The 19382-nt window shown below is 74.6% G+C and carries 11 protein-coding genes and 1 pseudogene; 7 read left to right on the top strand and 5 right to left on the bottom strand.

Going from position 1 to position 19382, the window contains the following annotated elements; all coding sequences use genetic code 11:
- Nucleotides 1–42: 42 nt before the first annotated feature.
- Complete coding sequence (locus HN031_RS17100; protein WP_172272901.1) at nt 43–615, top strand: GNAT family N-acetyltransferase; 573 nt, start codon at nt 43–45, stop codon at nt 613–615.
- Nucleotides 616–648: 33 nt separating this feature from the next.
- Here the strand turns inward: HN031_RS17100 and HN031_RS17095 are convergent, their stop codons facing one another.
- On the bottom strand, nt 649–1122 hold the full coding sequence (locus tag HN031_RS17095; RefSeq protein ID WP_172272898.1) for a hotdog fold thioesterase: 474 nt from the start codon (nt 1120–1122) through the stop codon (nt 649–651).
- Between the two features lie 80 nt (nt 1123–1202).
- On the opposite strand from HN031_RS17095, the gene polA reads away from it, so the two are divergent.
- Nucleotides 1203–3908 carry a DNA polymerase I gene (gene polA, locus HN031_RS17090; RefSeq protein WP_172273745.1) on the top strand — a complete coding sequence of 902 codons (2706 nt, stop codon included), beginning with the start codon at nt 1203–1205 and terminating at the stop codon, nt 3906–3908.
- Nucleotides 3909–3949: 41 nt separating this feature from the next.
- Here the strand turns inward: polA and HN031_RS17085 are convergent, their stop codons facing one another.
- On the bottom strand, nt 3950–5203 hold the full coding sequence (locus HN031_RS17085) for an oligosaccharide flippase family protein (RefSeq protein WP_322424089.1): 1254 nt from the start codon (nt 5201–5203) through the stop codon (nt 3950–3952).
- A 131-nt stretch (nt 5204–5334) separates the two neighbouring features.
- Between HN031_RS17085 and HN031_RS17080 the strand changes: the two genes are divergently transcribed.
- Both HN031_RS17080 and HN031_RS22060 read left to right on the top strand, forming a co-directional pair.
- A complete protein-coding gene (locus tag HN031_RS17080; protein WP_172272892.1) occupies nt 5335–7101 on the top strand; it encodes a hypothetical protein in 1767 nt (588 codons plus the stop codon).
- Between the two features lie 69 nt (nt 7102–7170).
- Nucleotides 7171–7299, top strand: a complete 129-nt coding sequence (locus HN031_RS22060; protein WP_301539531.1) for a hypothetical protein — start codon at nt 7171–7173, stop codon at nt 7297–7299.
- 180 nt (nt 7300–7479) lie between these two features.
- On the opposite strand, the gene HN031_RS17075 is transcribed toward HN031_RS22060, so the two are convergent.
- Nucleotides 7480–8643 (bottom strand): glycosyltransferase family 4 protein, encoded by a 1164-nt coding sequence (locus HN031_RS17075; protein WP_172272889.1) that lies wholly within the window; start codon nt 8641–8643, stop codon nt 7480–7482.
- A gap of 68 nt (nt 8644–8711) precedes the next feature.
- Here HN031_RS17075 and HN031_RS17070 point away from each other — a divergent pair, with 68 nt between their 5' ends.
- Nucleotides 8712–9584, top strand: a complete 873-nt coding sequence (locus HN031_RS17070) for a bifunctional 2-polyprenyl-6-hydroxyphenol methylase/3-demethylubiquinol 3-O-methyltransferase UbiG (RefSeq protein ID WP_172272886.1) — start codon at nt 8712–8714, stop codon at nt 9582–9584.
- On the opposite strand, the gene HN031_RS17065 is transcribed toward HN031_RS17070, so the two are convergent.
- Nucleotides 9578–10297, bottom strand: coding sequence for a class I SAM-dependent methyltransferase (locus tag HN031_RS17065; protein WP_172272883.1), 720 nt, complete (start codon nt 10295–10297; stop codon nt 9578–9580). The two genes, HN031_RS17070 and HN031_RS17065, sit on opposite strands and share 7 nt — an antisense overlap.
- A 101-nt stretch (nt 10298–10398) precedes the next feature.
- Between HN031_RS17065 and HN031_RS17060 the strand changes: the two genes are divergently transcribed.
- Nucleotides 10399–14442 carry an alpha-(1->3)-arabinofuranosyltransferase family protein gene (locus HN031_RS17060; protein WP_172272880.1) on the top strand — a complete coding sequence of 1348 codons (4044 nt, stop codon included), beginning with the start codon at nt 10399–10401 and terminating at the stop codon, nt 14440–14442.
- A pseudogene (locus HN031_RS22385) lies at nt 14439–16328 on the top strand (alpha-(1->3)-arabinofuranosyltransferase family protein); the annotation flags it as partial. The gene HN031_RS17060 and the pseudogene HN031_RS22385, both read left to right, overlap by 4 nt.
- Before the next feature lie 1721 nt (nt 16329–18049).
- Here the strand turns inward: HN031_RS22385 and HN031_RS21680 are convergent.
- Nucleotides 18050–19336: an acyltransferase family protein gene (locus HN031_RS21680; RefSeq protein ID WP_367650800.1), complete on the bottom strand. Its 1287-nt coding sequence runs from the start codon at nt 19334–19336 to the stop codon at nt 18050–18052.
- Nucleotides 19337–19382 lie beyond the last annotated feature (46 nt).

Here is a 19382-nt window from a genome sequence, read left to right as displayed (position 1 = left end):
GCAAAGGGGGCCACGGTGGGTGCTCGAGGAAATGGTGGGTCGATGAGTCGGACGCCGGTGACCGTGCGCAAGGCAGAGCCGTACGACGTGGCGACGCTGCGTGAGCTGTGGAGCGACATCCTGCGCAAGGGTGCTCGCGAGGACCAGCTCGCCGACGTCGCACGCATCGTCGAGACGGCGTCCGAGCGCGCTGACCAGTGCGTCGCCGTGGCCGAGGTCGACGGCGAGGTGGCCGGTGCGGTCTACCTCGAGGCGACGACCTTCACCCCCCTCAACCTCGAGCCCGCCGTGCTCGCCGTCTCCCCGCACGTCTTCCCGCAGTTCCGCCGCAAGGGCGTGGGCAGCGCGCTGATGGAGGTGGCCTGCCGGTTCGCCGAGCAGCACGGCATCCAGCACGTCCAGACCGCCGCGGCGTCGGAGGCGCGCGACGCCAACCGGTTCATGGCCCGACTGTCCTTCGCACCGCAGGCGACCCTGCGGGCGGCCGCGACCAGCTCCGTGCGGTCGCGGCTGCCGCAGGCCCGTCAGGCGACCCCGGCCGCCAGCAGCCGGCAGCGCATCGACCGGGTGCTCGCCGCGCGCCGCACCCGGCGCGAGCGCGTCGTACCCGGCTGACCCGCAGCCGCCGCAGCTCGCGGTGGCGGAGGCTCAGCCGCCCTGGGTGGGTGCCGGCACCAGCGCGCAGGTGATGCGCGAGGTGCACACGCGCTTGCCGCGCTCGTCGGTGATGACGATCTCGTACGACGTCGACGTGCGGCCGAGGTGGACCGCGGTCGCGACCCCGGTGACGGTGCCCGACGTGGCGGCGCGGTGGTGGGTGGCGTTGATGTCCACGCCGACCGCGATCTTCTCGGGGTAGGCGTGGATGGCCGACCCGATGGATCCCAGCGTCTCGGCCAGCACGACGGACGCGCCGCCGTGCAGGAGGCCGAAGGGCTGGGTGTTGCCCTCGACGGGCATGGTCGCCACGACCCGCTCGGCGGACACCTCCACGAGCTCGACGCCCATCTTGTCGTTGAGCCGGCCGTTGCCCTGCGGCATGAAGTCGATCAGCTCCTGGACGCTCAGTCCCGCCAGCGTGGCGGGGGCGGATCCGGACGGGGACGCGGGTGCATCGCTCATGCGGCCATTGTGTCGGAGCCGGGCCCGTTCCCGGGCGCAGGGCTGTCGGTCCCGGCCGCTAGAGTCGGCGGGTGCCTGGAATGAGTGCCGCGTCGACCGAGCAGACACGCCCCCGACTCCTGCTGCTGGACGGCCACTCACTGGCCTACCGCGCGTTCTTCGCCCTGCCGGTGGAGAACTTCGCGACCGCGTCCGGACAGCACACCAACGCGGTCTACGGCTTCACCTCGATGCTGGTCAACGTGCTCCGCGACGAGGTGCCGACGCACGTCGCGGTCGCCTTCGACAAGTCGCGCCAGACCTTCCGCCTGGAGGAGTACAGCGACTACAAGGCCAAGCGCAACAAGACCCCCGACGAGTTCGGCAGCCAGCTGCCCCTCATCCGGCGGGTGCTCGACGCGCTGCGGATCCAGCACCTCTCGATGGACGGCTACGAGGCCGACGACATCATCGCGACGCTCGCCACGCAGGGCCTGGCCGAGGGGATGCAGGTCCTGATCATGACCGGCGACCGCGACTCCATCCAGCTCGTCACCGACGACTCCACGGTCCTCTACACGATGCGGGGCGTGAGCGACCTGGCTCGGCTGACGCCGGCGGCCGTCCAGGAGAAGTACGGCGTCCCGCCCCACCGCTATCCCGAGCTCGCGGCCATCGTCGGCGAGACCTCCGACAACCTCCCCGGCGTGCCGGGCGTCGGCCAGGGCTACGCCGCGAAGTGGATCAACCAGTTCGACGGCCTCGACAACGTGATCGCCCGCGCCGACGAGATCACCGGCAAGAAGGGCGAGGCGCTGCGCGAGCACCTCGGCGACGTCATCCGCAACCGCCGCCTCAACGCGCTGGTCCGCGACCTCACGCTGCCGGTGCGACCCGACCAGCTGGTGCGCCAGCCGTGGGACCGCACCGAGGGTCTCGAGCTGCTCGACGAGCTGGAGTTCCGCGGCGAGCTCCGCTCCCGGCTGCTCGACACCATCGACCCCGACCCGGGCGAGACCTTCGAGGCCGAGTCGGGCTTCGAGCTCGACGGCCGCCGGCTCGGCGCCGGCGAGGCAGCCGCCTGGCTCGACACCCACGCCCCCGCCGAGGTGCGGGTCGGTGTCTCGGTGCAGGGCAGCTGGCGGGCCGGCACCGGCGAGGTCGTCTCCGTCGCGGTGGCGACCGGCGACGGCCAGGCGGCGTGGATCGACGTCTCCGACATCGGCCCCGACGACGACGCGGCGGTGGCCGCGTGGCTCGCCGACCCGTCGCGGCCCAAGGCCCTCCACGACGCCAACGGCCCGAGCCTGGCGCTGGCCGCCCGGGGCTGGGAGCTCGGCGGCCTGCAGGTCGACACCGCGCTCGCGGCCTACCTGGTCCAGCCCGACCAGCGGTCCTACGCCCTCGCCGACCTCACGCTGCGCTACCTCAAGCGCGAGCTGCGGCAGGACGCGGTCGACACCGAGCAGCTGAGCTTCGACGCGATGGACGACACCACGGCGAGCGACACCGCCATGCTGACCGCCCGCGCGGTCCTCGACCTCGCCGACGCCCTCGACGGCGCCGTCGAGGAGCACGGCGGCACCCGCCTGCTGCAGGAGGTGGAGCTGCCGCTGATCGGGACGCTCGTGCGGATGGAGCAGGTCGGCATCGCGGTCGACTCCGACCACCTCGAGGGCCTGGAGTCCGAGTTCGGCGACCAGGTCCGCGCGGCGGCCAACGACGCCTACGACGTCATCGGCAAGGAGATCAACCTCGGCTCGCCCAAGCAGCTGCAGGTGGTGCTGTTCGACGAGCTCGACATGCCCAAGACCAAGCGCACCAAGACCGGCTACACCACCGACGCCGACGCGCTGCAGCAGCTGTTCGAGAAGACCGAGCACCCCTTCCTCCAGCACCTGCTGCGCCACCGCGACGTGATCCGGCTGCGCCAGACGGTGGAGGGGCTGCTCAAGACCGTCGCCTCCGACGGTCGCATCCACACGACCTACAACCAGATCATCGCGGCGACCGGCCGGCTCTCGAGCACCGACCCCAACCTGCAGAACATCCCCATCCGCACCGAGGCCGGGCGCCGCATCCGCGAGGGCTTCGTCGTCGGCGAGGGCTACGAGTCGCTGATGACCGCCGACTACAGCCAGGTCGAGATGCGGATCATGGCCCACCTGTCCGAGGACGCGCTGCTCATCGAGGCGTTCCGCTCCGGCCAGGACTTCCACTCCATCACCGCTGCCCGGGTGTTCGGGGTCGACGCCGCGGACGTGAGCGTCGAGCAGCGCGCCAAGATCAAGGCGATGAACTACGGCCTCGCCTACGGCCTGTCGGCGTTCGGGCTGTCCCAGCAGCTGCGCATCGACACCTCCGAGGCGCGGGGCCTGATGGACGAGTACTTCCAGACCTTCGGCGGGGTCCGTGACTACCTCGGCGGCATCGTCGACGAGGCGCGGCGCTCCGGCTTCACCGAGACGATCCTGGGTCGTCGCCGCTACCTCCCCGACCTCACGAGCGACAACCGGCAGCGACGAGAGACCGCGGAGCGGATGGCGCTCAACGCGCCCATCCAGGGCTCGGCCGCCGACCTGGTCAAGGTCGCCATGCTGGGCGTCGAGCGGGCGCTCGCCGAGCAGGGGTTGCGCTCCCGGATGCTGCTCCAGGTCCACGACGAGCTCGTCTTCGAGGTGGCGCCCGGCGAGGCCGACGCGCTGGCCGAGCTGGTGCGGGTCGAGATGGGCGGAGCCGCCGACCTGGCGGTGCCGCTCGACGTGTCCATCGGCACCGGCCGCAGCTGGCACGACGCGGCGCACTAGGTCCCGCGCCCCGCAGCAGCAGCTGGTGCGCGGGCTGGGCGTCAGCCCGGCAGCGTGCCCGGGAGGGGCGGCGGGGGAGCGTCCCGGGCGATGCGCAGGCTCGCCAGCGTGAGCACGACGAGCAGGACGGCGTCGACGGACACGACCGTGGTGACGAGCGCCGCCACCGATCCCGCCTGCAGGCCCAGCACGACGATCGCGACGAGGGCCCCCCACACCAGGAGCACCGAACGACGCGCCTGGCGCGCCAGGACGGCGTACACCTGGAGCTGCAGCATGGCCAGCACGGTGCCGAGCGCGGCGAACACCCAGAGCAGGTCCTCGACCTCACCGAAGTCGGAGCCGCCGACGAAGATCATGGCGACGCCCGACAGCAGGCGTGCGGCGGCCACGGCCAGCACGCCGAGGACCCCGATGGCCAGCAGGCTCCGCACCAGCGCGCGCTTGCGGCTCTCGGGCGAGGCCATGTCGGGGAAGGCGATGACGACGATGAACTGCGGCAGGAACAGCATCACCTTGGTCATGATCAGGCCGGCGGCGTAGAGCCCGGCGTCGTGGTCGTCGAGCACGTGGCGCGCCATCACGATGTCGACGCTCGACAGGGCGAAGAAGACGAAGAGCACCTGGGCGTTGTGCACGCTCTCGACCAGCATCGACCGCGCGGAGTGCTCCGGCGCCGCCACGTCGGGCGTACGACGCTCGCGCAGCACCCACCAGCCGACCGCCACCGGGAACAGCAGCCCGAGCGTGACGCCGAGCACGGCGGCCGTCGCGTCGGGGCGCCAGAGGATCAGCGACGTGCCGACGACGAGGCGCGGGATCCCCCCGGCCAGGTAGAACACCGACAGCGCACCCCACCGGCGCTCGCCCTGCAGGACGCCCGCCTGCCCTCCGGCGAGGGTGAGGGGGACGACCGCGAGCGAGACGATCGCGGCGGTCAGGAGGTCGTCGAGGTTGAGCAGCCGGTTGATCACGGGGCAGAGGACGAGCATGACCACGCCGGCGACGAGCGACACCCTGGTCGTCAGCGACAGGACGGTCCTCTCGATGGCCGCGACGTTGCCGCGGTCGACGGCGATCCGCCGGGCGGCTGTGGCCTGGAGCCCCAGCGCCCCCACCTGCAGCACGATCAGGAGGCTGAGGCAGGCCGCGAGCGCGCCGTACTCGCTGGGACCGATGATCCGTGCGGCCAGCATGGTGAAGCCGTACGTCGCGATGTTCATCACGCTGGTGGCCACCGCGACGGACGTGCCGTCGAAGGTGCGCCTGCTGCGCACGCTGCTCGGGGCCGTCACCCGCCGCATCCTAGGTTCCCGGGCCCGCCGGCGCCGCCCCGGTGCCGCCCCGGTGCCGTCCCGGCGACGTCCGCGTGGTCGCGGCCCGGGGTGGCCGTGGTGGAGCAGCGCAGACCCTAGGGTGGTGTCCCGTGCGGCGACGGACGAGCGAGGGAGCCCTCCGTGCCGCTCCGGTGCTGTGGTCGCTCCTCCTCGCCGTGGTCCTCCTGGGCGGGGCGCTGGGGCCGGGATTCGTCCTCACCTACGACATGGTCTGGGTCCCCGACCTCTCCGTGCGCCCCGACTTCCTCGGGCTGGGATCCGGACTCCCGCGCGCGGTGCCGTCGGACCTCGTGGTGGCCCTCCTCGACGAGGTCGTCCCGGGGATGCTGCTCCAGAAGGCGGCGCTGCTGCTGTCGCTCGTCCTCGCCGGCGTCGGTGCGTGGCGGCTGCTGCCACCGGGGAGCCGGGTGGCCAGCGTGGCGGCGGCCACGGTCTACGTGTGGAACCCGTTCGTGGTCGAGCGGCTGGGTATCGGCCACTGGCCGCTGCTGATGACGTACGCCGCGCTGCCGTGGATCCTGCGCGCGGCACGCGGCTGGGGGGCGGGCGAGCGGACCTCGGCCGGCGTGGTGCTGTGGGTGGCGGTCGGCAGCCTCAGCCCCGTCGGCGGCATCCTCGCCGCGGTCTTCGCGCTGCTGTGCGTCGCGGCGCCGCGTGCGGGTGCGCGCCGTCGCCTGCTGTGGACCGGGTGCGCCGCCGCTGCGCTCAACGCGCCGTGGATCGTGGCGGGCGCCCTGCACGCGTCGAACGCCGTGAGCGACCCCGTGGGGGTCGAGGTGTTCGCCGCCCGTGGCGAGGGCGGCGCGCCGACCCTGGTCAGCCTCCTGGGCCTCGGTGGCATCTGGAACGCCGACGTGGTGCCGGTCTCGCGGACCACGTGGGCGGGCGTGGTCGCGGTCCTCCTCGTCCTCGTGGTCTGCGCCGCCGGGGTGCGCGCGTGGCGCCGGTCCTCCCCGCGCGGGGAGGTCGTCGCGCTGACGACCGCGGGCGTCGTGGGCCTGCTGGTGGCGCTCGCCGGGTCCGTCGCACCCGGAGCGGTGGAGTGGCTGGTGGCCCACGTGCCGGGCGGGGGACTGGTGCGCGACGGCTCGCGGTTCGTCGCGCTGCTCGCCCCGCTCCAGGCGATCCTGTTCGGGTTCGGCGTGGCACGGATCGCGGCGGCCGTCCCGGCCCGGCAGCTGGGAGCGACGGTGGCGACGGGCCTGGTCCTGGCTCCGCTCGCGCTCATGCCGGACGCGGCGTGGGGGCTCTCCGGGCAGCTGCGCGCGGTCTCGTACCCCGACGAGCTGGCCGAGGCGAGAGCGGCGATGCAGGAGGAGCGGGCGGCAGGTGCCGCGGGCGACCTCCTGTCGCTGCCGTTCACCTCCTACCGGCGCCCCGGGTGGAACCACGGCCGGCGCGTCCTCGACCCGGTCGGTCGCTGGTTCCCGGTCGACTACCTGGCGAGCGACACCCTCGTGGTCTCGGGCCGCGTGGTGGGGGGCGAGGACGAGCGTGCGGCCCGTGTCGCGGACCTCCTCGGGACGCTGACCGGCGCCGAGCTGACGCAGGCGCTGCGTGACGAGGGCATCGGCTGGGTCGTCGTGGACCGCGAGGCCACCCGCGCCGTGGCCGCGGAGACCGGCGAGGAGCCTCCGGACGTCGCCGGTGCCGTCGAGGTCCACGGCGGGCGGCTCTACACGCTGTCGCGGCTCGGACCCGGCGACGTCGCCGACCCGGAGCCGCCCGGCGGACGGCGCCTGGCGTACGCCCTCCTGGCGCTGGCGTGGGCGTCGGCGGCCGCCGCGGTGGTGCTCGCGGCCGCCCGTCTCGTGCTCGTCCGGACCGGTCGTGGCGAAATGCGCCGCCGCCGTTGACGAGGTGCTACCGTGCTCCCGACCTAGTGAAGTGGAGTGTGTGCCGTGCAGGGACAGATTGCTGGCATCGTGGCGGTTGTCGTCGGGTTCGTTCTCGCCGGCCTCACCACGGTCGGTGTCGTGACCACCGTGAGCAGCGCGCCGTCGCAGCCCGAGCAGTCCGTCATGGACTACGGCACCAACCAGGACTCCGAGTAGTCCCCGGCCGCTCCGCGGCCCCGCACCACCACAGATCGCCTTCCAGCACCACCGTCCGCCCGTCGTCCATGACGACGGGACCGACGGTGGTGCCGCTGCGTACGGACGGTGCCGGCGTCGCCCGTCGCGGCTGCGGACGGACGCGGTCGGCGGACTGAGGCGCCGGACTGAGGCGCCGGCTCAGGGGCCGTCCGGGTCCTCCACGGCCACGCGGCGCTCCTGCAGGACGTCGGCCAGGACGTGCGCGAACGAGTTCTCCGAGTGCGTCCACGAGAACGTGTCCGACATCTCGCGCGCACCCTTGCCCAGGCGCTGGCGCTCGGCGCGGTCGTCGACGAGGCGGCGTACGGCCTCGCTGAACTCGTCGGGTGCGTCGACCAGCAGCCCGGACGCGCCGTCCGCGATCGACTCGCGGGTGCCGCCGGCCGAGGCGTAGGCGATGGTCGGCACGCCGTGGCTGCCGGCCTCGCCGACGACGATGCCCCATCCCTCCTTGAGCGAGGGGAGCAGCATCAGCCACGAGCGGGCGAGGATCTCGTGCTTGCGCTGCTCGGTGACGTGGCCGTGGAAGACGACCAGGTCCTGCGCGCCGCGGGACGCGACGTAGGAGCGCAGGTCGTCCTCCCACCAGCCGTTGCCCACCACGTCGAGGCTGACGTCGGGGTGGACCTGGCGGAGCGCGACCACCGCGTCGATCGCGTGCTCCACCTGCTTGTGCGGGACGAGGCGGCCGAGCACGCAGAGGGCGGGGGTGGGGCTCCGCGGCACGTCGACGACGGGAGCCGGCGAGGTGCCGTTGTGCACGACAGCGATCCGCTCGCTGCCGATGCCCAGCGCGATCAGCTCGCCGCGCGTGGACCGCGACACCGCGATGTACTGCGCCCGGCGGTAGATCCGCGGCGCGAGGAAGCGCTCGATCCACCAGCCGAGCCGGCCGATGAGGCCCGGGAAGACGACCGGCCACTGCTCACGGTGCACGTGGTGCACCAGGACCACGACGGGTGCCCGCGTCACCAGGCGCGTGAAGAAGGGAAGTCCGTTCTGCACGTCGACGACCATGTCGACCTTGCCGAACCGCCGCAGCAGCAGGTGCAGCGCACCGAGGAGGTAGATCGCGAGGTGGTCGCCGCGGCGGACGAAGCGCACGCCGTCGACGACCTCGTCGGCCGGTGCGTTGTCGTGGGAGGCGCAGAAGATGGTGGCCCGCGCGCCGTGGCGCACCAGTCCGCGCGCCATCGCCTCGACGTAGCGCTCGGACCCTCCGCCCTCGGGGTTGCTGGTGTCGCGCCAGTTGAACAGCACGACGTGGCGTCCCGCGAGCGACACCGCCTCTTCTGCCTCCATGCGGCGAAGGTTACCCGTCAGTTCACTTCCACGGGACTGCTCCGGCGAACCTGCCATACTCCCGGACCATGTCCGCCCTGACGGCCCTGCGGGTCTTCCACCAGCGACGCATCGCGGTGCCGGTGCCCGACGACGCCCTCGTCCTCGACGTCGGCAGCGGTGACAAGCCCTCGTGGCGCGCCGACGTGCTGCTCGACCGCTACACCGGGGCCGAGTTCGCCGCCCAGCGGTCCGGCCGCGCCGCTGCACGCGTCTCGCGCCCCCTCTTCGACGCCGACGCGGCCGACATGCCGTTCCGCGACGGCGCCTTCGACTACGCCATCTGCTCCAACCTGCTCGAGCACGTCCCCGACCCGGCAGCGGTGGCCCGTGAGCTGAGCCGGGTGGCCCGGGCCGGCTACATCGAGGTGCCGGAGGCGGCCAGCGCCAAGATCGTCGACTTCCCCAGCCACGTGTGGTGGTGCCGGCTGGAGGATGGGGGCGCCGAGGGCAGCTCCGAGGGCAGCTCCGCGGGGGACGCGCCGACGCTCGTGCTCACCGCCAAGCAGGCGCCGTACTTCGACGCCGAGATCCACGCCTACATCGAGCGCGCCGGCGTCCGCGACGACCTCGACAGCGTCCTCAACCGGCACTTCGAGCACCGCGTCATCCAGTACCACTGGTCGGGCGCCGTCCGGCTGCGGACCGAGGGACGGCTCGATCCCGACTTCTTCGCCGCGGCCCTGCGCGCGCCCGGTCACCAGCGCGGCTGGGAGGCGGGCGCCGTCCAGGCGCTGACGGCGGCGTGGACGTTGCCGACCCGCCGCCGGCGGCGCGACGTACGGATCCCGTTCAACCAGGTGGTCAAGCCCGAGCACCAGCGCGCCGACGACGCCGTCCTCGAGCGGCGCATCTACCGGCTCGACGCGGCGGCCGGAGGTGCTCAGCAGGAGACTCAGTAGGGGTCGTAGGGGCTCTCGTGGCCGAACAGCCGGCGGGCCAGCGGTCGCAGCCGCAGCCGGAGGAGGACCTTGACGGCGACGTTGCGCAGCCACCACGGCACCTCCTGCAGGATGCGCCACCGGTCGGCCGCCGACGGGGCGCCGACCCGGAACAGCGCCATCGACCCGGCGCGACGCTCGTAGCGGAGACGGCGCGAGGGCAGCACGTGGGCCAGCACGCCGAGGGTGACACCGATGGAGGAGTAGCAGTCGTGGACGAGGATCGGGGCCCCCACCGGGAGGTGCGCCGCCCACTTGAGGTCGTCGGTCAGCGTCCAGTAGTCGTGCTTGCCGTCGATGTAGAGGTAGTCGATGCCGCGCGTCCAGCCGGGTCGCGCCCGCGTGCTGTAGTCGGCCACCAGCTCGACCGTGTCCGCCAGGCCGGTCTCCGCCACGTTGCGCTCGAACTTCGTCCGGGTGGTCACGCCGCCGAACAAGCGGCCCTCGACGAAGGGGTCGACGGCCACGACCCGGCCCTGCAGCGCGCGGGCCGCGGTGGCCAGGACGACCGTCGACTTGCCCTGGTGGCTGCCGATCTCGACGATCAGCGGACGCTCCGGCAGCTCCTGCGCGGTGTCGAAGAGCAGCCGCGCCTGGTCCTCGGTGAGCCACCCGGGGATCGCCGAGGCGACGTCCCAGGTCGCCTCGAACCCGGCGGGCTGGCAAGCAGTCATGTGAAGTCCCTCGGGCGTGGATCGGCGCGGCTGGTCCGGAGTACCGACGCAGAATATAGACTCACCGCCGCCCGAGCGGATCGACACGGAAGGCAGCCGCAGTGACCGACGGCTCCACCGCCCCGGTCCGCCGGCGTCCCTCTCGGTCGGACCCGTGGCTGCTCGGCGTGCACGTGCTCGTCGTCGTCTCCGTCGTCGTGCTGAACCTCTTCCAGCAGACCGGACGCATCACCTTCGACACCAAGCTCGACCTGCAGCTCGACCCCGCCGACCTGCTGGCGCGCAGCTCCAGCCTGTGGAACGGCGACTGGGCCCTGGGCGGCCTGCAGAACCAGGCGTCCGGCTACCTGTTCCCGATGGGGCCGGCCTTCCTCGCCGGGGAGCTGCTCGGGGTCCCGATGTGGATCTGGCAGCGGCTGTGGTCCGCGCTCGTCATGCTGCTGGCCTACGAGGGGGCCCGTCGGCTCGCGGCCTCCTGGCCCGGCATCGGACGCGCGGGCGCGATCCTGGCAGGGCTCACCTACATGCTCGCCCCGCGCGTCCTGACGACCGTGGGCGGGCTCAGCGGCGAGACGCTGCCGGCGGCGGTGCTGCCCTGGACGGTGCTCCCACTCGTGCTCTTCCTCCGAGGACGGCTGCGCGGCTGGGTGGCATTCGTGCTGTCGGCGTCCACCGTGCCCCTGATGGGCGGGCAGAACGCCACCCTCGTGGTGGCGTGCCTGGTCCTCCCGGCGCTGCTCCTGGCCCTCGCCTCCGGCCGGTCGGTGCGCCGTCGCCTCACCGACCTGGTCGGGTGGGGCGCGCTGGTCGGCGTCGCGACGCTGTGGTGGGTCGTCCCGCTCCTCCTGATGGGCGCCTACTCCCCGCCGTTCCTGGACTTCATCGAGTCGGCCGAGACCACGGCCGGGGACACCGGGTGGCTGTCGTCGCTGCGCGGGACCAGCCACTGGGTGGCGCTCTTCCCCGGCGGGGGCAACATCGGCTGGGCCGGTGGCTACGAGCTGGCGTCCTCGACGCTGCTGATGGTCCCGACGGTCCTGGTCGCGGCCATCGGACTCCTCGGCCTGCTGCAGGCGGGCCTGTGGGAGCGGCGGGTGCTCGCGGTGTCGGTGCTGGTCGGCCTCGCCGTGCTGACCGCCGGGAGCGGCGGCTGGGCCGGTTCGGTCTTCTCCGAGGCGTGGCTGCAGGCTCTCGACACCTCCCTGGCGCCGCTGCGCAACATCCACAAGTTCGACCCCGTGGTGAGGCTGCCGCTCGCGCTCGGCGTGGGGGCGTTCGTCACGAGCGCCGTGCCGGCCACGTGGCGACGCACGGCCGGTTCGACCGTCCTGCCGGTGCGGACCATCGCTGTGGCGGTCACCGGTCTCCTCGTCGTGGCCGCCGCCGGCCCCGCGGCCGCGGGGTCGCTGCGGACCGAGGGCGGCTTCGAGGACGTCCCCGACAGCTGGCGCGACGCCGTCGCCTACCTGGGCGACCGGCCGGGCCCGACCCGGGCCATCGTGCTCCCGGGGGCCGGCTTCGCCGTGCAGACGTGGGGCCGCACCATCGACGAGCCGGTCCAGGTCCTCGACCCGTCGCCGTGGATGGCGCGCGCCCAGGTCACCGTGGCCCCTGCGGGCACCCTGCGGCTGTTGGACACCGTGGAGCAGTCGGTCGCCGAGCCGCGACCGCAGCGGCGGCTCGCCGCAGCCCTGCAGGCGCTCGGCGCGACCCACGTCATCGTGCGCAACGACCTGGACCCGGACGCGACCGACGCACCCGAGCCCGAGGTGGTGCGCGCCGCCCTGGGGCACGTGCCGGGGGCCCGGGTGGCCGGCGCCTTCGGCAGCACGTCGCGTGGTCTGCCCGCCGTCGAGGTCTACGAGCTCGCGCACGACGACGAGCCCCGCGTCGAGGTCCAGGACTGGGCGGACCGGTCGGTGGTCGACGGCGGGCCGGAGGTCGTGCCGGAGCTGCGCGCTGCGGGCCTCGTGCCGGACGACGAGGCGACCGTGCTGGCCGCCGACGGCGAGCAGGCGGACATCGTCACCGACGACCTGCGACGCGTCGAGCGCAGCTTCGGGCGCGTGCACGACGCGCGGTCGGCGGTGATGACCCCGTCCGAGGCCTACCGCGTCACCCGGCTCGCCCACGACCACAGCGACGGCGCCATGCCCGCGGACCGGACGACGGCGGCGTACGACGGTGCGGCGGAGATCGTGGCGTCGAGCTCCGCGGGCTACGCCGACGTGCTCGGTCCGGTGCGGCCCGAGCTGAGCCCCTACGCCGCCTTCGACCGGTCGATCTGGACCTCGTGGGCGAGCGCGCCCCTGTCCGCACCGCAGGGCCAGTGGATCGAGGCCCGCTTCGACCGGCCGACGCCCGTGCGCCAGGTGTCCGTGTCGTTCGACACGTTCGCCGGGGCGCGGGTGACGTCGGTGCGGATCACCACCGAGGACCGGTCCGTGGTGGCGGACGTGCAGGCCGACGGCACGGCGCCGCTCGTCGACGTCGACGACGACGCGGCGTCGCGGATGCGCGTCACGGTGCTCGGTGCGGCGGCCGGACGCGGCCAGGTGCGGCTCGCCGACGTGCGCATCGCCGACCACGACGTCACCCGCTCGCTGGTGGTGCCCGGGGCGGTCTCGTCGGCGACCTCGGTGTTCCTCACGAGCGAGGCGCCGCGACGGGCATGCGCCGTCGACGGCGACGACGCCTACGTCGGCTGCGAGCTGTCCCGCCAGGTCGAGACGTCGGAGACGGCGGGGTTCGACCGCACCATCACGGTCGCGGAGAGCGGCGAGTGGCGCCTCAAGGGACGCGTCGTCGCCACCCACGGTCCCGAGCTCGACCGCCTCTTCGCACCGCTGTCGGACCGGCAGGTCGGCGTGACGGCGAGCAGCACCTACGCGGGCGACCCCGCGGTCACGGCGGCCGGGGCCGTCGACGGGCGCCCCGAGACGGGCTGGACGTCGTCACCGGGCGATCCTGCGCCGGCCCTCCAGCTGGCATGGGGCCCCCGACGCAAGGTGACCAGGGTCGTGGTGACGTCCTCGCCCGGGCAGCCGGGCGCCCTGCCCGAGGCGTTCCTCGTGGACGGTGGTCCGGGGACGGGCGAGCCCCAGCTCGTCGCGACCGCCGGCCCGGACGCGGGGGAGATGCGCCCGGTGCGGACCAAGCAGCTGCGGGTCACCGCCTTCGGCGAGGCCGGGCTGGAGGGCGTCGGCGTGGCCGAGGTCGAGGTCGCCGGCATCGAGGACCTGCGCCACGAGCCGGACCCGGCGACGCCCACCGGTGCCGCCTGCGGCTTCGGTCCCACCATCGAGGTGGGTGGGCGAGTCGTGCAGACGCGGGTCACCGGCACGCTGCGCGACGTGCGCTCGGGCGGCGACCTGGCGGTGGTCCCCTGCGGGAAGCGGTCGGTCTCGCTGTCGGCCGGCGAGCACCGGGTGCGGGTGGTGAACCCCCCGGGACTCGCCACGACCACCCTGGTGCTGGCGCCGTCCCCGCCGCCGGCGGCGGCCGCCAGCACGCGCCCGTCCGTCCTGGCGTGGTCGGCGACGCACCGTGAGGTCGAGGTGTCGGCCGGCGCCGAGTCCGTGCTCGCCGTCACCGAGAGCCACAACCGCGGCTGGACGGCCAGCCTCGACGGCGTCGAGCTGCGCCCGGTGGTCCTGGACGGGTGGCGGCAGGGCTTCGTCCTCCCGGCCGGGGCGACAGGGGTGGTCGAGCTCGACTACGGCCCGCAGGTGCCGTTCCGGGTGTCGCTCGTCGGCGGCCTCGTCCTGGTCGGCCTGCTGCTCCTGCTCTCGGGGTTCCTGCTCGTCCGCCGCGTCGGCCGGGCACCGGCGCCTGCGGCGGACGAGGAGGCCGGCGACCCCGGCGGGCCCGCGCGTCGGTCGTCCCGCGGGTGGCAGCTGGTCCAGCTCCCCGCCGTCCTCGTGGTCGGCATCGTCTCGTTGCCCCTCGCGGTGGGAGCGCTGGTCGCGTGGGCCACGCGGCACCACCCGCTGCACCTGGTCTCCGCCGCCTGCGCCGCCGCGCTGGCGTTCGCCGGGCTCATGGCCGTGTCCGCCTCCGAGGTGGTCGTGCCCCCGGTAGGGTCCGACGTCGTCGTGGCGCTGGTCGTGGGCGTCGTCTGCGGCCGCGTGCTCGTGCGTCCATGACCACCGTGGAGCCGGGTTCGCCCGCCCGGAGGGGAGGAGGAGCGTTGACGGTCGCCGGTGTCCGCACCCTCGTCGTCGCCGTCCTCGCCGCTGCAGTGGCCGTACGAGTCTCCGGCGCGCAGGCCGTCACCGGCGCGTACGCCCGTGTCGCCGCCGCCCCGACCGCGTCGCTGCGCAGCGCGGCGGACGGTTGGAGCGTGTCCGGGACGTTCGGCGACGCCACCGCCCAGGGGCTGCGGGACCTGCCGCTGGCCGTCTGGTCCTGGCTGGCCGACCTCGTCGGCGCGCCCGCGTCCGTCGCTCGCACCGGCTGGTGCGTCCTGGTCTTCGTGCTGGCCGTGGTCGGGGCGGTCCGGCTCGGCCGTGCCTGCTCGGGGCGGGCGAGCACGCAGCGGCGGCACGGGACGGTGGACGAGCCGTGGAGCCCGTGGGTCGCCGCGGCGCTCTACGCCTGCGGGCCGCTGCTGGTGACCACGGTGCTGCACGCCCCGGGTGACGGCCTCGTCGTCGCCCTCCTCCCGTGGGTGCTCGTCCCGCTCGTTGGTCGCGACGTGGGCTGGCGGCCCGCGGCCGGGTCGGCCGCCTGGCTCGGGCTGGCCGGGGTGGGGAGCCCGCCGTGGGGCCTGGTGGCGCTGCTCGCCGGTCTCGTCTCCGCGGCCGTGACGTCGCGCCACGCGGGCGGCGCCCGGCAGCTGCTGCGGTGGTCGCTCCTCGCGGCCGCGTCCAGCGCGTGGTGGCTCGCGGCCTACGCCTGGGAGGTCGCCCACGCCGTGGAGGTGACGGGTCTCGTCGCCTCGCCGTCGGCGCTCGCGCTGGGCGACACGCTCGGTCTTCCGTCCGCCGAGCCGCTGTGGCTGGTGCTCCTCGCGTTCGCGCCCGCAGTGGTGGCGGTCGCCGCGCTGGTCCTGCGGGTCGGCACCGAGCTCGTGCTCGTCGGCGCGCTGCTGGGGACGTCCCTCGTCGCGGCGGTGGTGGGGATGGCGTCCGACGGATGGCCGTCGTGGCTGCCGGTGCCCGCGTCCTCGGCGACGGCCACCGACTCCGTCCCGGCGCCGTGGGTCGCAGTGCTGGTCTGGGTCGCGCTCGCCGGCCTGGTGGCGTGGTCGCCGCTCGTCGAGCACCTGGGCTCGCGGTCGCCGGCCGGGGTCGCCGGGCCGTGGACGCGTCGCACCGGCGCGGCCGTCGCCGGTCTCACCGTCCTCGGGCTGGTGTCGGTGGCGGGCCCGGTGCTCGCGGTCCAGGAGCGTACGTCCGAGCGCGCGGACATCGACCGGGCGCAGTGGGCGGAGGTGGCGAGGTGGTCCGCGACCGCTCCTCCGGGACGCGTGCTGGTGCTGCCGGCCGTGGCGGACGGGCGAGTGGACCCGGTGGTGGCGGAGGCGCTCGTCGACCGCCCGTGGGTGGCGCGCGACACCGTGCCGCTGTCCGGGGCAGCGGCCACCGCCGCCCTCGACGACGCCGTGGCCCGACTCGAGCGCGGACTCGACGGACCGGGCACGGCCGCCGCCCTGCGCCACCTCGGCATCTCCTACGTCCTACTGCGCAACGACGTCCCGGCGGCCGTCGACCGCGAGCGACCGGTCGGCCTCGTCCGCCACGCCCTGTCGCGGCAGGGGGCCTCGCGCGTCGCCGTCGTGGAGGCAGCCGGCGAGGCGCCGGCCGGCCTCGTGGACCTCGGCGTGCACGACCCGGGCGGGACCATCGAGATCTGGGCCCTCGACGAGGCGGCCGACGGGTCCGTCCACGCGGGCGCGCCCGTGTCCGTGCTGGGCGACAGCGGGGTGGTCGGCGACCTGGCCGACGCCGGGCTGGAGCCCGAGCAGGCGCTCGTCCTGGGGCGTGGTCCGGACGGGACCAGCGACGCCGTCTCCGACAGCGCGCGACGGCGCGACGTGGACCAGCGGGTGGCGTCCGACCCGTTCGGCCCCGTGGTCGGGGCCGATGAGCCCTGGACCGCGGTGCCGGCCGGCGCCGCGCGGACGCCGACCGCCTCCCGGGGCCTGTCGGGTGCTGACGAGGTGCGCGCCTCCTCCTCGGCGGCCGACCTCGACGGGCACCGGCGCCTCACCGGTGCGGTGCCGGCCGCGGCCGTCGACGGCAACGGGTTCACCGCCTGGCAGTCGCGCCGCGGCACCGTCGTGGGGGAGTGGTGGGAGATCGCCTTCGACGGGACCACCGACTTGGCCGACGCCTCGCTCCAGGTCGTCCAGAACGCCTTCGCGTCCCACCTCGTCTCCCGGGTGGTCCTGCAGTCCGACGACGGGTCGACGGAGGTGGACGTCCCCGCCGACGGCCTGGTCCCGTTGGCGGCCGTCGGCCGGACCGACCGCCTGCGGGTCGTGGCCACGGGCGTCACCGGCCCCGCGTCGGGCGACAGCAGCTTCGCGATCGCGGAGCTGTCGGTGCCGGGCCTCGAGGTCGAGGAGGAGCTCGTCGTCGCCGGCGGGGCCACCGCCACCTGGGTCCTCGCCGCCCGCCCACCCAGCTTCGCGACGTGCGTGCCGTCCTACCCCGTCGGGGGCGCCGGTGACCCGGCCGCGAGCGAGACCGTGTGCAGCCGGGCAGTGGGCGTCGACGGTCCGGACTCGGGCTCGTTGGCGCGCGTCGTCACGTCCGAGGGGAGCGTGGAGGTCGGCGGACGGGTGTGGCTCCGGGCGGCGGACAGCGCCGAGTCGCGCGCGCTCGCCGACCGGCTGGCACGCCCCTCCGTCACCGCGACCGGGTCGAGCGTCGCGTCCCCCGACCTCGTGGGCGACGCCCAGGCGGCGGCCGACGGAGACCCGTCGACCGCGTGGCGGCCCGCGCCGGAGGACGCCGCCCCCACGCTCGCGCTCTCCTGGGACCGGCCGACGCGCGTCACCGGCCTGCGGGTGACCACCGCCGAGCGCGAGCTCGCCTCCACGCCCAGCCGCGTCGTCGTCGGCTTCGACGAGGGCACCGACCCGGTCGCCGCCGAGATCGGCGACGACGGGGTGGTGCGGCTGCCGCCCGTGCGGACGCGGTCCGTGTCGGTGATCTTCGGCGCCGACCAGCCCGTGGGCTCCGTCGACTCGGTCACCGGCGCCACGGTCGCGGTGCCGATGGCGCTGTCGGAGGTGGAGGTGATCGGCGGCCCGGAGACCGAGTACGACGCGGACCGGTCCGAGGAGCTCGGCTGCGGCTCGGGACCCGACGTCACCGTCCACGGCGAGACGTACGAGACCGCGGTCCGGGTGTCCGCGCGCCAGCTGGTGGAGGCGTCACTGGTGACCGCCCGGCTGTGCGAGGAGCCGACGCTGCCGGCCGGTGAGGCGCGGGTCAGCGTCGAGGCGTCCTTCTCGTGGACCCCCGTCGGTCTGGTGCTTGCGCCCCCCGACGGCTTCCTGGGCGACGTGGCCGAGCTCGGGTCCGCGGTGGACGCTCCCGCGTCGCTCCCCGCGGGGGTCATCGCCGTCGATCCCGACGGCCGGTCGGTCGAGGTGGACGGGCCGTCGACCGTCGCGCTCGCCGTGCCGGCGGGCACCGGCTGGAGCGCGGTCGCCGACGGTGCCGAGCTGCCCACGCTGACCGTCGACGGCTGGGCGCAGGCGTGGCAGGTCCCCGAGGGTGCCGAGCGGGTCAGCCTGCGCTACTCGTCGGTCGAGGTGCTGCGGGTCGCGGCCGGCGCCGGGGCGTTCGGCTGGCTGCTCGTGCTCGCGGTGGCGCTGGGCTTGCGGCCGAGGAGGCGCCGGCCGTCTCCGGCGGCCCCGGACCAGCGTCGCGACCAGGCGATGGTGGGTCGCTCCACCCACGCGTAGGTCGCCGCTCCGAGCGGGATCGAGATCGCCAGCACGCAGGCGAGCCGCCACACCAGCCCGAGCAGGCCGTCGGGGAACGTGAGGTCGCGCTCGAGCACGACCACGACGGGGACGTGCCACAGGTAGATCCCGTAGGACCACCGCCCGACGGCGCTGAACCACCGGGTGCCGAGCAGGCGGCTGAGGGGCACGTCCAGGGGGGCGAGGACCACCACGCAGAGCAGGAGCCAGGCGATGCTGGCGGCCGACCAGCTCCGGACCTGCTCCTCCGCGAAGGTCACCGGGACGAACCCCGTCGGGCCACCGAGCGACGAGGTGGCCACCAGCGTGAACGCCAGGGCGATCACCAGCGGCGCCCACGGGTCGCTCACCAGCGCGGTCAGCCGGCCGGCCGTCACGATGCGCGCACGCCGCGCCTCGACGAGCAGCGCGACGAACGCGCCCCCCGCGAAGCAGTAGAGGAAGGAGGGGAGCCAGTAGGGGTAGGTCAGCTGCCCGAGCAGGTCGGCCTTCGACGCCCAGGTGCGCCAGCCGATCGAGACGGGCAGCGAGAGCGCCAGGCCGGCGGTGCACAGCCAGAACGCCCTGACACCGGACAACCGGCGTGCCAGGTGCCCCGAGATGCCGGCCATCACGGGCAGCGCGACGTACCACGACACCTCCGTGGCGAGGCTCCACGTGTGCAGCAGCGCCTCGCGCATCGGCTCCGCCTCGTAGATCCAGGTGAGCGTCACCGCCCGCCACCAGCCCTCGGCGCCGACCGGGCGCGACGCCGGGACGACGACCGCGACGACGACGAGGACGAGCCAGTAGGCGGGGAAGATGCGTGTGGCCCGGCGCAGCAGGTAGGGGCCGAGCGCGGGCCTGTCTTGCAGGCCCAGGCTCCACCGCGCCCACGGCCGGTAGAGGAGGAACCCGGAGATCACGAACAGGCTCACCGGTCCGTAGGTCGGCAGGCCGAGCCAGTCGAACTCGGTGCGGCCGGCGGTGTGCATGAGCACGACCATCAACGCGGCGAGGCCGCGGAGCCCGGTGAGGCTGGCGATCTCGGCCGCCCGTCGGGCCGCCGCCTCGTCGCCCGGCGTGTCCTCCCACGTCACCGCGGTGCTGGCTACCACGCGGGCGATTAGATCACGCGCGACCGCCGCGCGGGTCCGTCCGATC

It is taken from the genome of Nocardioides sp. zg-1308 (genome assembly GCF_013155375.1).
Lineage (GTDB): Bacteria > Actinomycetota > Actinomycetes > Propionibacteriales > Nocardioidaceae > Nocardioides > Nocardioides renjunii.
The sequence above is the reverse complement of the archived record's forward strand: the minus strand, read 5'-3'. Positions and strand labels throughout refer to the sequence as shown.